The sequence below is a fragment of the Candidatus Woesearchaeota archaeon genome, from assembly GCA_016192995.1.
Taxonomy (GTDB): Archaea; Nanobdellota; Nanobdellia; order Woesearchaeales; family DSVV01; genus JACPTB01.
The window spans coordinates 222,754-234,964 of the sequence record JACPTB010000005.1 but is presented as its reverse complement, the minus strand read 5'-3'; the positions used below and the strand labels follow the sequence as shown (position 1 = coordinate 234,964).

Genomic DNA, 12,211 nt, shown 5'->3' with positions numbered 1-12,211 from the left:
CCATGATTGAAATAGAAAAGCTTAAAAAAACATTTGACGCTGTGTTTATGGAGATTGAGAAGGTCATTGTAGGGCAGCGTGATGTTGTTGAACAAATTCTTATTGCAATGTTATGCGAAAGCAATGCTTTGCTGGAGAGTTACCCGGGGTTAGGTAAAACCCTTACGATTAAAACTCTTTCCAATGTTATGGATATGAAGTTTTCAAGAATTCAAAATACCCCTGATTTAATGCCAAGTGATATTACAGGGACAGAGATTATTGAAGAACATCAAGGAAAAAGGTATTTTAAATTTCAAGAAGGTCCTGTTTTTGCCAATATTGTCCTGGCAGACGAGATCAATCGGGCAACGCCTAAAACACAATCAGCTCTGCTAGAGGCAATGCAGGAGAAGCAAGTAACTGTTGGAAATAAAACCTATGAACTCCCCCAGCCTTTCTTTGTTTTAGCAACACAGAACCCCATTGAGCAGGAAGGAAGCTTAGCGCTTGATCAGACAGTATTTATCAATGGCCAGCTTAAGACGGGAAATGAACTTCTAGCTCTTGCTGGCGATAATTGCATAGCAGAAGATGAGAAGGGAATAAAATTATATCAGCTTAATGCCTACACCCTTGCTTTGAATCCTCACGGTAAATTAGAACAACAATCCTGTTATTTATATACACTTCCTTATAATGCTGAGATGGCAACGATTACTACAAAAACAGGAAAAAAGATAACAGTAACTAAAAACCATCCTTTCCTTGTCAATGAACATGGGATTATAATGTGGAAAAAAGCAGAAGATTTAACAAAATATGATTATTTAGTTAATCCACGAAAAATTTCTGTTGACCCTAACTTTGTAAAAATACCAACTCATCAAGAAACCATAGCACAAATGGAACAAAAACCGTTGACAAAGGAGATACATTTTGATGAAGATTTTGCGTTTTGGATAGGATTTTTATTATCTGATGGTTATATTGGCGAAAAATCAGTTCAAGCAGTGCAGAAAAATTATCCTGAAGTGCTTGATCGATTTGTAACTATATCAAAAAAATATGGATTTAACCCTGCAGTAACTTTAAACAGAGGGTGCAGATACGCTACTATCTATGCTAAACCATTGGTAGAATATCTTCGTATTAGATTTGGTGTGAAAGGTGGAAAAGATAAACAAATTCCGTCATGGTTTTTATCTTTTCCTGATGCAATGAATAGAGAATTTTTAAAAACATTTATTGCGCTTGAATCATCACTACGAGACAATAGAATTGTTTTCACCCAAAAAAGTGAACATAATATAAACCTCATTTCTTATATGTTATTGCGTGAAGGCATTATTTCATATCCTCGTTTTGATGGGAGAATTTTTAGGCTAAAAATTCAAGGAGAAGATTGCGTTGCATTTTTGAAGAACATAGGATGGCTATCTCAGGAAAAAATGATGGGAATCAATCTTCAAAGAACTATTGCCTCAAGCTTCCGCGTAGTTCCTGTTTCTCGAAGGGTAATTTTATCATTAGTAGAAATGCTTGGTTTAAACAGTTTCCACACATTAAAAGGGAGAAAAACCTTCACTGAACGAAGCTGGTATGGGAGTTATAAAGGAATAAAAGAAGGAGAAACAGTAATGGCAGTTAATTCTCTCCAGCAATTTGTTGATGATATAGACCATGAAATTAACTATCGAAAAGAAGCAGCGTTTACCGCAGAACTTGAACAAAATCCAAGGTATTTTGCAGCAAATATTGGACTCCCTATGACGGCAATTGCTCAACAATTGCAAATTTCAAAAAATCAAGTATGGAATCTTTATCAGGGAAGCACTCCTCATTCTGCATCAGCAATAAAACAAGTACTGGAACAAAAATATGAAAAATGCCTTGAAGAGGCTGAACAATTACTTGAGTATTGCAAAGCCTTGCTCAGTGAAGATATTTATTATGATGGCATTGCATCTATTGAGTACGCTCCTTCAAAAGGCATGGCTTTTGGATTAACCGTTCCTGAACATCAAAATTACATAGCAGGGTTCGGAGGTTGTGGCATAAATCATAACACCTATCCTTTGCCTGAAGCGCAAACAGACAGGTTTTTATTAAAAATAAAAATAGACTATCCTAAATTTGATGATGAGATAGAAATAGTTAATAGATATGCAAAACAATTAAAGGATCCAGAGATTAGAAAGATCTTGGGCAAGAATTCATTCTTAGCCTTGCAAAAATTTACCAGGCAGGTTCCTTTATCTGATGATTTGCAAAAAGCAGTGGTTAAAATTGTTGCTGCGACAAGAAATGATAAAGATCATATTGAATATGGCGCATCACCTCGAGCAAGCATTGGCTTGATTTTAGCTGCGAAAGCGCAAGCATTAATCACCGGGAGAAGCCATGTTAGCGCAAAAGATATTGAAAAATTAGCCTACCCTGTCCTGCGGCATAGAATTGTTCTTAACTTTGAAGCAGAGAGAAAAGGTATGACAACTGATGATGTTATCCGTGAGATCCTCAAAAAGGAGCTTAAATAAATAATGGCCATCAAAACTGATTTTTTAGAGCAATTGAATAGATTTAGTTTAATTGTCAATAAGAGGGTTACTTCTAATTACTCCGGCGCAAGAAGATCTATTGCTTTTGGGCATGGATTAACACTCAAAGATTACAGAAATTATGTCGCTGGAGACGATATAAGGCTTGTTGATTGGAAGCTTCTTGGAAGAACTGATAAATTATATGTCAAACAATATGAAGAAGATAGAACTCTAACCGTGTATATTATTGTCGATGCTAGCGCAAGCATGAATTTTGGCAAACCGTTGAATAAGTATGAATACGGCGGTATGATTGGAGCTGGGTTTGCGTATCTTGCTATGAAAGAGAATGATAAATTCCAATTCTCTACCTTTTCTGCGCAGCTTAATACCTTACGGCCGCGAAGAGGAATGTCGCAAATGGTATCAGTAATTGATAATATTAATGAAATCTCTGCGAAAGGTGTTTCTAATTTTGAGGATGCTATGGTTAAATTAAGAAAAACATTAAAGGGAAGGTCATTAATTGTGCTTGCAAGCGATTTTCTGTTTCCCCCAGAAGAAATCGAACGAGGATTATTGCGTTTAGGAAAACAAGAGATTAAAGTAATCCAAGTTCTTGATCGTGTTGAAAAAGAATTGAATTTTGAAGGAGATGTTAAATTATATGACGCTGAATCAAATCAGGTATTGCATACGTTTATGAGCAAGCGATTGCGTGAAAAATACCAGCAGAAATTAAATGAACATTCTTCTAAAATCCATGATATCTGCATTGGGTTACATGCAAGTTTTAATCAGGTAACTACTGATGAACCAATATTCGATACTTTCTTTGATGTATTGAAATCAAGAGGCGCGCATAATTAAAGATAAAAATATTTAGATATGATTTGCTGGATAAACTGTGTTATGAACACGAACACCGCGTCTATAAAGATCTAATCGTTTAAGCGCCCCTGCTACACCATGTACTGAAACTGTTTCTAAACTTCTTTCTGCAGTTAATAAGGTATATTTACCATCTACTTCTTTAACTCTTAATGCATCAGGATCAAAGTACGTTGTTTTTGCAACACCTTGATCGAGAAAATCTAAACGGCAGGATAGTTCTCCATTATCAGGATGCAAAACTCCTACAATATTTACGTTTCTAGGATCAGAAACATCCCTTATCATGACTCGTTTTCCATAGAACTGCACTGGAGTTTTATCAGAAACTGAAGAATCTACAGAAGGTTTTCTTGATTTCATATCATAGCTTGTTACTTCATCTGTTGTTACGTCATCTACGCTCATGTTTTCATCTTGCCACATTACTTCATGTACTTGATTTCTTCTTATTTTGTTTTGAGAGTTATGCAGTGTCTGTTGGTTATATTTAAGGTTTTCGGAAAGGTTGGCTTCGGTGAAAATGTAGTTTTTGGTGCCATGCTGGTGATTATCTTTCAAATTAACGTACAAGAAAAAAGGAAATTCCAATAGGAATTTTTTCCTTCTTATATATAATAAGTGAGATAATCACGGCACCAAAACCGAGGCTATGCCGAGATTTTCACCGAAGCCGGAAAGGTGGGGTGTGTAGAATATGCAGAAGCAAGATACCAAGCAGTAGACAGCCATATGTCCAGTGGAGATTTAAGTTATAATTTAATCATTTTATTCATGGATTTCCGAAAAGGTTTCATTCTATTTGAAAACTTTCCGAATTTAGCGTTTCCACTGGACATGTTGAAGTAAGGTTTATAAGCTACTCACATTAGTTCGTAAGATGGAAAATGACTAATAACTCACTCATAAATATTGGCGATATAAAAAGTAGAATTTATTCTGTAAGAGGTTTACAAGTAATGGTTGATACAGATCTTGCAGAACTCTATGATGTCAAGACAAAAGTATTAAACCAAGCTGTTAAGAGAAATTCTGAAAGATTTCCAAAGGAATTTATGTTTCAATTAAATCTTGAAGAGTTTAATCACCTGAGATCACAATTAGTGACTCCAAGTATAAAGGATCTAAGGTCACAAGTTGTGACCTTAAACAGTGAAAGAGGCCATCATCGAAAGTATTTACCTTATGTTTTTACTGAGCAAGGAGTTGGAATGCTTTCAGCAGTATTAAAGAGTGATAGTGCAATAAGGGTAAGTATAAAAATAATCAATGCTTTTGTAACAATGAGGAAGCTTATTTCTTTAAATACTCAAATATTTCATAGATTAAATAGTGTGGAAAAAAAGCAGATAAATTATGATAAAAAATTTGATGAAATATTTGATGCCCTACAGAATAAGGAAACTATACCTGAAAAAGGTATATTTTTCGATGGACAAATATTTGATTCATATCAATTCATTAGCAGAATAATCAGAAGTGCTAACAAGTCAATAATTCTTATTGATAATTATCTAGATGACACCGTATTGACTATGTTAAACAAAAGAAATAAGCTGGTGCAAGTTACTATATTCACTAAAGAGATTTCTAAACAATTCTCACTCGATTTAATGAAATATAATTCACAATATCCCCCCATTGAAGTTAAAGAATTTAAGCTATCACATGATAGGTTTCTGATAATTGATAATAAAGAAGTCTATCACTTAGGGGCATCTTTAAAAGATTTAGGAAAGAAATGGTTAGCATTCTCAAAATTCGATAAAGAAATATTCAAAATACTTGATCGGCTGGAAATCAATGAAGCTTGAGTTAGTGCAAAAAATGGATACACTGTGAGTGATAAAAAACACATCAACATAATACCATAACTTAGATTTTGATAAAATGTCAAAAAAGATGTTAAAAGATAAGAAAGATCCTTGATTTCTTTTGATTTAGACTATTTAAATTGATGAATTAAAAGATTGTAAGCATTGTTCTTGAATGGTTTGATCATAAAGAGTATGAAAGAAGATTCAAATATTAAGTTAAAGGGTTTTGTTAAGTTTTTGAAAGACCTAAGAGATTTATAACTCCAAAAGTTGAAATAATAATTGGGATCAATATTTGAGAAGCATCAAAAATTGGTTTAAACCACAATACATCCTCACTTAATAAAGAATTGAGATAATGTAATAAAAAATATACAAAATACACCGATAAAAATAATATAATCCATTTTAACAAATTAGGCATTTTTAATTTAGGAATACGAATTGCTTCGCTAAATAAATTAAAAATATCTCCTAATGTTTTCCCAAAGAAAAGTCCCAGTTCAGATTTAGGCTTTTGAAATTTCTCTAATTGAGCAAGAAAAGAGTTTAAACGTTTGTTTACAGACATTAAATCGCGTTGATCATAAGAAGATAAAAGTTTATTTAGTATACTATTTAAAATTAAAGAGTCGGTCTTGTTAATTTCAATATTTTTCAAATAGTTCAATTCTTTAATACGATTAATAATTTTAGTAAATGTTTGAAAAGAAGAAATCAAATCTTGTGAAATTGAAAGAATAGGAAATTCATTTAAATTTGGGAATTCATCTTCTAACTTATTTAAAGATTTCTGAAATTTGTTATTATACAAAAAATAAGTAAGAAAGTTTTTCTTCTTTTGAAATTCAGAAAATAAATTTATAAAAATTAATAATCTATATTCAAAATTAATTAAAGGACCAATAGATTCCAAGTCTGCTTTACATCGTTTATCAATAAAATATTCAACAAAACATAGAACTAAAGCTATAATTATATATTTTATATTCCAAAGCAATAAAGAAAAGATTATAACGATAATAGAAATAACCATAACTGTTAAATTTGTATTACTAACCCTATTAAAAAAAGCTCTTTGTTTATATTGCCTAATTATTTTTTTTTGAATTTGTTCGTATATGGGTTCCATTTTAAAGTAATAATTTTAATATCACATATATAAATAATAATAATAATAAAATAGACAATATACCAATTAAAGTTCCAAATAATGTAAAATTTTTTCTCATTTTGGGGGAAAAAACTTAAGTATGTAAAAACTTTTCTATTTTAAGAACATATTGAGTTAAATCTTTTAAAAGGATATATGAATAAATATTAGATAAAATTATGTCTAAACCAACATCATTCCGCAACCTTTAAAATACCCATCATATTTTATCATAATATGCCACCATCTATCATGCGTAAACCAATTGTAACTATACTTGGCCATGTTGATCATGGTAAAACCACCTTATTAGATACTATTAGAAGAACAACCGTTACTGAACGTGAATCAGGCGCCATTACCCAGGCAATAGGCGCTTCTATTATCCCAGCTGAAACTATTACTCGGCTTTGCGGTTCATTGCTTAAACAGCTCAAGGTAGCATTAACTATTCCAGGATTGTTGTTTATTGATACTCCAGGTCATGCTGCTTTTTCTAACTTAAGAAAACGTGGAGGTAATTTGGCAGATATTGCCATCCTTGTTGTTGATATTAATGAAGGGTTTAAACCGCAAACTTTTGAGGCAATTGAAATATTGAAAGTTTCTAAAACACCTTTTATCATAGCAGCTAATAAAATCGATCTTATTAATGGCTGGAAAGTGAATGACGAACCATTGCTCATGAATATAACTAAGCAAATTCCTGCAACGCTTGGATTGTTTGAAACAAGGCTTTATGAGTTGGTAGGGAAATTCTATGAACTTGGGTTTCAGGCTGAACGCTTTGATCGTGTAACTGATATTACAAAACAACTTTCTCTTATTCCTATCTCTGCTAAAACAGGGTTAGGTTTGCCTGAATTATTAATGGTTTTAACAGGATTAACGCAGAAATATCTTAATGAAAGTTTAAGATATGAATTAGATGGACCTGCAAAGGGAAGCATTCTTGAAGTGAAAGAAGACAAAGGTCTAGGCAAAACTATTGATGTTATTATTTATGACGGGCAAATAAAGGTAAAAGATACCTTAATTATTGGCGGCATTGGAAAACCTATTATTACCAAAGTAAAAGCATTATTCGAGCCAGTGCCTTTGCATGAAATGCGGGATGCTAAATCAAAGTTTGCTTCGGTTAAAACTGCTTTTGCAGCAACAGGCATCAAAATTGCTGCGCCTGAATTAGATGGTGTTGTTGCAGGAATGCCTCTTATGGTTGTCGGAGATAATCTTCAAAAAGCAGTTGAAGAAATTCAATCGCAGGTTGAGGAAGTTATTATTGAAACAGATAAAGAAGGAATTATTATCAAAGCTGATTCTCTTGGCAGTTTAGAGGCAATGATCTCACTACTCAAAGAGAAAAATCTTATTGTAAGAAAAGCTACTATCGGCGATATTACTAAAAAAGATATTATCGAAGCAGAAGCAGTAATTGCAAAGAATCCTCTTAAAGGTGTTATTCTTGGTTTTAATGTAGTGATTGCTTCAGATGTTGCAGATTATGCTAGTAGATCAGCAGTGAAAATTATCACTCATGAAGTTATTTATTCTTTATTAGAGCAATTTGAAAAATGGTTGGATATGCAAAAGAAACTTGGAGAACAGAAGAATTTAGATGGCTTAATGTATCCGGCAAAACTTGAATTTTTACGCAATCATACGTTTAGGCAATCACATCCCGCAATCATAGGAGTTGATTTACTAGCAGGCAAAATAAAAATAGGAACTGCATTAATGAAAAATACTCCTGGGCATATTGGTGTTATTAAATCAATTAAAATTGAGCAAGAGAATGTTTCAGAAACAACTGCGCCAAAGCAATTGCCTATTTCAATTGACGGACCAACGGTTGGCAGACAAATTCAAGAAGGAGATATCCTTTACACAGCAATTCCTGAAGGGCACTTTAAGAAATTGAAAGAAATGAAACATCTGCTGAAAAAGGAAGAAATTGAAGTATTGAAGGAAATAGCAGAGATTATGAGGAAGGATAATCCGGTTTGGGGGGTATAGAATGAAGAATTTTAAATAAGCAAATATTTATTAATTTACCTCAAATCTACAACTGTTATGAAATTCCCTATAAACCTATCATCCTACAAACCTGTAATTCTTGATCTCCAACAGGAAAAACTATCTTCAGAGCAAAAAAAACAATTACAAACAAATATACAATTAGTCAGAGACAGCATCGTATTTTTCACAGCTTATGCTGGTGCAAGAGGTTTAGGTGGACATACTGGAGGACCATATGATATTGTTCCCGAAGTATTGTTGGCTGATGGTTTCATGCGCAATAAAAACAACAATGTAATGCCTATATTTTGGGATGAAGCAGGCCATAGAGTTGCTATTCAATACATAATGTCTGCATTAGATCAACAAAATAAAGCAATCACGCCAGAAACCTTGCTTCATTATCGTGAACATGGCTTTGGATTGTACGGACATCCTGAACGTGATGAGAAATTAGGAATAAAATTTAGTTCAGGAAGATTAGGGCATATGTGGAGTTTTGTTAATGGTGTTGCATTAGCGCACCCTGATAAAAAGATAATATTGTTTGGCAGTGATGGAAGCCAGCAGGAAGGCAATGACGCAGAAGCGGCACGCTGTTGTGTTGCTCAACAATTAAAAATAGTTCTTACCATTGATGATAACAATATTACTATCTCTGGACATCCGAATGAATACATGAAAGGCTATGACTTGAAAAAAACATTAGAAGGTCATGGTTTGTCAGTTGACCAAGGCGATCCAGAGAATTTAGAATCATTGTATACAAGAATGAGAACTGCAATTCTATCAAAGAAACCTGCAGTGCTTCTTAACAAAAGAAAAATGGCTGTTGGTATCGAGGGTATAGAAGATTCTCATAAAGCCCATGATGTTGTAGCTGCTGATGTGGCAATAAAATATCTTGAAAAACATGGGTATAGTGAAGCTGTTGCCATGTTAAAATCTGCAGTGAAAGTTAAGGATGCAACTACCAGTTATCTTGGATCAAGCAAAGAAGTTGCAACGAACAGAAGTGAGTTTGGTAAAATTATTTGCAATATTCTCAGACAAATGCCAACTGAGCAACGGAAGAAAACGGTAAAAGTATTTGATTGCGATTTAGATGGCAGCACTGGTTTGAAAGTAATCAAAGATCAATTTTCTGATATTTATGTTGAAGGTGGGGTCATGGAAAGAAATAATTTCTCGGCTGCTGCTGGTTTTGGTTATGACAACGACAAACAAGGAATATTTGCAACATTTTCAGCATTTTTGGAAATGGTTGTTTCAGAAATAACGATGTCGCGCTTAAATCACAGCAATGTTCTAGCGCATTTTTCCCATGCTGGTGTTGACTGGATGGCAGATAATACTTGTCATTACGGCATTAATAATTTTTTTGCTGACAACGGCATTCCAGAACATGATAACACTCGATTATATTTCCCTGCTGATGCTTTGCAGATGAAAGCGATGTTGGAAAAAATATTTTTTGAAAAAGGATTGCGATTTATTTTTTCAACGCGAAGCTCAGTTCCTTTTATCCTGGATGAAAAAGGAAATCAATTATTTAAAAATTATATTTTTACAGGAAAAGATGATCTTATTCGAGAGGGGAAACAAGGATATATAAAACAAGGATATATTGTTTCTTATGGTGATATGTTATATCGTTGTTTGGATGCAGTTGAACAATTAAAACAACAAGGTATTTCTATGGGATTAATTAATAAAAATACCTTGAATGTTATTGATGAAGCAATGATGAAGAAATTGAGTAACGCTTCTTTTATTTTAGTCGTCGAAAGCCAGAATATAAAAACCGGTTTAGGAATAAGATTTGGCACTTGGCTGTTGCAGCAGGGATTTAAAGGTAACTATGATCATCTTGGAACGCATAAATTAGGAGCTGGTGGGATTTATGAGCATATTCCTTACCAGGGATTGGATTCTGAAAGTGTGGTAAAGAAAGTAAAAGAGATGGTGAAATAATTATATTATTAAAAATTGATTAAAATGGAAAATGAAGCGTTATCTAAACAAAGAAGTGAAGTGATTGAAAAATTCATAAACTGTGAAATGTGGATTAATGTAATAATAACACAGAATTATTTCAAGGATACAAATGTAAAATTTATTTTAGAAGTTCTTTATCAGGACTCATTTAGTTATGGATTAAGAAGGAATATTCTTAAAAAAATAGTATCAAATATAGATAGTACATTTCTTAATAATATGGATAGACTTAATGCAATTAGAAATCATTTTGCACATCTTAACAATAAGTTTTATTATGGACATGAAAGACCTACACAAAATAGTAATGGAGTCATACCAAATCCCAAAAAATTAGACAGTAATATCGATTTTGAAAATGAGTATTTAGAATTTTTAAAATTAGAACCTAAAGTGACAGCAGATTTACAAAAGATGTTCAATCAACTGATTGAGAGTGAAGGAAAAATAATTAAAATTTCAGATAATTAAACTATTTAATCAAAAGTGTTAAATTGTTGTATTGAACAGAAATAATTTTCGGATAAACCGAAATGGTTTAAAAATGAAAAATAATTTATCGGAAAGTTTGCGAATAAAACGGAAAAAATAAACTGAAATAAATTATTTCAGTTTGACAAACTGTCCATCCTTAACTGTTTTCACTGTTAATGGCTGTATAACTTCACCATATTCATCAAAACTGATATTGCCAGTTACTCCTTCATAATTTTTAATATGATAGAGATAATCACGAATACATATAGTCAGAGTATCGTTCTGTTCACACTGTTTTAAAGCATCAGCAATTACCATAGTTGCATCATAACCATAAGCAGCATAACCTTCAGCATCTTCCCCAAATTTACTATGATATAGTTGGTTAAATTGTTTCATTTTTTCAGTTCCTTCATAAGGATCAAATAAAGGATATGAATAATAAATTCCTTCAGCAGCTTGACCTGCAGTTTTGAGCAATTGTGGTGTTTCAATGGTTAATGGTCCAAGAAGTTGTGCTGTAATTCCTAACTCCTTAATTTGCTTTATAGCATACTCAGGTTCTTGACCAGCAAGATAAATAACATCAGGATTTTTAGTGTTTATTTTGGTTAATTGGGTTTTAAAATCATTTTCACCTTTTTCATAGGCTTCACTAATTACAACTATGCCACCTAATTGATCAAATGTATTGATAAAAGCATCACGATAAGTAATACCATTTTCTTGATTAATGTATAAAATGGCAGCAGTCTTTGCTTTTAACTCAGCCATAGCAAATTGCGCAATTTCTTCACTAAATTTATCTCCAGCAACTCGATTTCTGAAAATAAAATCTCCTGCAAACTTTAAATCTTTTGCTGATGATACTGGTGTGATCATAATTACTTTTTTTGTTCAGCTAAAGGAGCTACAGCCATCGAAGTGCCAGAACATCCTGGACCAATAATAACAGAAACATTATCTACTTCAATAAATTTTTGCGCAATGCTCAAACCAATTTTAGCATCACATTTTTCATCATCGTAAATCATTTGCAACTTTCTTCCGTTGATACCATCTTGTTGATTAATATGTTCAACCGCAAGTTCAATACCGTGTTTTGCATTATTTCCCTGCTGGTTGCCACTTCCCGTTAATGATTGAATGACGCCAATGGTAATGCGTTCCTCATTATTTTCTTTAGCAATATCATTATTATTAGTCATTATTGTAGATGCTTTGCTGCAAGAAAGACTACTCAAAAATATTACGATTAAAATTAAAACAATCACGGTAGATTTTATTGCATAAATGTTATTTATTTTCATAGTGATATTCCCCCGGTATAATCA

Annotated in this window: 10 protein-coding genes and 1 pseudogene; 7 read left to right on the top strand and 4 right to left on the bottom strand. The window is 32.8% G+C overall.

Annotation, left to right across the window (positions count from 1 at the left end):
• Positions 1-2 precede the first annotated feature (2 nt).
• The 3 genes and pseudogenes from HYY69_04930 to HYY69_04920 all read left to right on the top strand — a co-directional run bounded on the left by HYY69_04930 (position 3) and on the right by HYY69_04920 (position 3,392).
• Positions 3-497, top strand: a pseudogene (locus tag HYY69_04930) (AAA family ATPase).
• A gap of 1,476 nt (positions 498-1,973) precedes the next feature.
• Entirely contained in the window at positions 1,974-2,519 is a 546-nt protein-coding gene (locus HYY69_04925) for a MoxR family ATPase (GenBank protein MBI3032794.1), read from the top strand.
• 3 nt (positions 2,520-2,522) lie between these two features.
• A complete protein-coding gene (locus tag HYY69_04920; GenBank protein MBI3032793.1) occupies positions 2,523-3,392 on the top strand; it encodes a DUF58 domain-containing protein in 870 nt (289 codons plus the stop codon).
• Between the two features lie 12 nt (positions 3,393-3,404).
• Here HYY69_04920 and HYY69_04915 read toward each other — a convergent pair whose 3' ends face one another.
• Positions 3,405-3,839: a hypothetical protein gene (locus tag HYY69_04915; GenBank protein ID MBI3032792.1), complete on the bottom strand. Its 435-nt coding sequence runs from the start codon at positions 3,837-3,839 to the stop codon at positions 3,405-3,407.
• 461 nt (positions 3,840-4,300) lie between these two features.
• Here HYY69_04915 and HYY69_04910 point away from each other — a divergent pair, with 461 nt between their 5' ends.
• The gene (locus HYY69_04910; protein ID MBI3032791.1) at positions 4,301-5,227 is read left to right on the top strand and encodes an ORF6N domain-containing protein; all 927 of its coding nucleotides are present in this window, start codon (positions 4,301-4,303) and stop codon (positions 5,225-5,227) included.
• Positions 5,228-5,459: 232 nt separating this feature from the next.
• On the opposite strand, the gene HYY69_04905 is transcribed toward HYY69_04910, so the two are convergent.
• The gene (locus HYY69_04905) at positions 5,460-6,362 is read right to left on the bottom strand and encodes a hypothetical protein (GenBank protein MBI3032790.1); all 903 of its coding nucleotides are present in this window, start codon (positions 6,360-6,362) and stop codon (positions 5,460-5,462) included.
• 258 nt (positions 6,363-6,620) lie between these two features.
• Between HYY69_04905 and infB the strand changes: the two genes are divergently transcribed.
• From infB to HYY69_04890, 3 genes are read left to right on the top strand one after another with little or no spacing between them, the layout of a single operon-like run.
• On the top strand, positions 6,621-8,399 hold the full coding sequence (infB, locus tag HYY69_04900) for a translation initiation factor IF-2 (GenBank protein MBI3032789.1): 1,779 nt from the start codon (positions 6,621-6,623) through the stop codon (positions 8,397-8,399).
• A gap of 57 nt (positions 8,400-8,456) precedes the next feature.
• A complete protein-coding gene (locus tag HYY69_04895) occupies positions 8,457-10,376 on the top strand; it encodes a transketolase (protein ID MBI3032788.1) in 1,920 nt (639 codons plus the stop codon).
• 24 nt (positions 10,377-10,400) lie between these two features.
• Positions 10,401-10,871: a hypothetical protein gene (locus tag HYY69_04890; GenBank protein MBI3032787.1), complete on the top strand. Its 471-nt coding sequence runs from the start codon at positions 10,401-10,403 to the stop codon at positions 10,869-10,871.
• A 132-nt stretch (positions 10,872-11,003) separates the two neighbouring features.
• Here HYY69_04890 and HYY69_04885 read toward each other — a convergent pair whose 3' ends face one another.
• Complete coding sequence (locus HYY69_04885) at positions 11,004-11,759, bottom strand: ABC transporter substrate-binding protein (GenBank protein ID MBI3032786.1); 756 nt, start codon at positions 11,757-11,759, stop codon at positions 11,004-11,006.
• 2 nt (positions 11,760-11,761) lie between these two features.
• A complete protein-coding gene (locus HYY69_04880) occupies positions 11,762-12,187 on the bottom strand; it encodes an ABC transporter substrate-binding protein (GenBank protein MBI3032785.1) in 426 nt (141 codons plus the stop codon).
• Between the last annotated feature and the right edge of the window lie 24 nt (positions 12,188-12,211).

Coding starts and splice junctions, on each gene's coding strand:
- HYY69_04925 (MBI3032794.1), top strand. CDS start 1,974: ATGGCTTTTGGATTAACCGTTCCTGAACATCAAAATTACATAGCAGGG.
- HYY69_04920 (MBI3032793.1), top strand. CDS start 2,523: ATGGCCATCAAAACTGATTTTTTAGAGCAATTGAATAGATTTAGTTTA.
- HYY69_04915 (MBI3032792.1), bottom strand. CDS start 3,839: ATGTGGCAAGATGAAAACATGAGCGTAGATGACGTAACAACAGATGAA.
- HYY69_04910 (MBI3032791.1), top strand. CDS start 4,301: ATGACTAATAACTCACTCATAAATATTGGCGATATAAAAAGTAGAATT.
- HYY69_04905 (MBI3032790.1), bottom strand. CDS start 6,362: ATGGAACCCATATACGAACAAATTCAAAAAAAAATAATTAGGCAATAT.
- infB (MBI3032789.1), top strand. CDS start 6,621: ATGCCACCATCTATCATGCGTAAACCAATTGTAACTATACTTGGCCAT.
- HYY69_04895 (MBI3032788.1), top strand. CDS start 8,457: ATGAAATTCCCTATAAACCTATCATCCTACAAACCTGTAATTCTTGAT.
- HYY69_04890 (MBI3032787.1), top strand. CDS start 10,401: ATGGAAAATGAAGCGTTATCTAAACAAAGAAGTGAAGTGATTGAAAAA.
- HYY69_04885 (MBI3032786.1), bottom strand. CDS start 11,759: ATGATCACACCAGTATCATCAGCAAAAGATTTAAAGTTTGCAGGAGAT.
- HYY69_04880 (MBI3032785.1), bottom strand. CDS start 12,187: ATGAAAATAAATAACATTTATGCAATAAAATCTACCGTGATTGTTTTA.